Annotated in this window: 1 protein-coding gene; it reads left to right on the top strand. The window is 70.0% G+C overall.

Annotated features, from left to right (window positions below):
- Positions 1-253: transposase (locus IH68_RS0149260; RefSeq protein ID WP_030950417.1), on the top strand; the 253-nt coding region annotated here is incomplete at both ends.

The following is a 253-nucleotide window of genomic DNA, read 5'->3' as shown; positions in this document are numbered from 1 at the left end:
GTTGTACGGCGGGCTGAACCGCGGACGGCTGGATGTGGCACGGCTGCGCAGGGCGCTGGTGGGACTGCCGCTTCCGCGGACGGCGGAGGGGCGGCTGGTGCTGGCAGTCGACGTCAGCAACTGGCTGCGGCCGGACGCGAATACCAGCCCGGATCGGCTGTTCTGCCACACGTACGGTCGGGGCAGGGGCTCGGCCCAGATGATTCCAGGGTGGCCCTACTCCTTCGTCGCTGCTCTGGAACCGGGTCGCACT

The organism is Streptomyces sp. NRRL S-646 (assembly GCF_000720765.1).
GTDB lineage: Bacteria > Actinomycetota > Actinomycetes > Streptomycetales > Streptomycetaceae > Streptomyces.
This window is presented reverse-complemented; position numbering and strand designations above follow the sequence as displayed.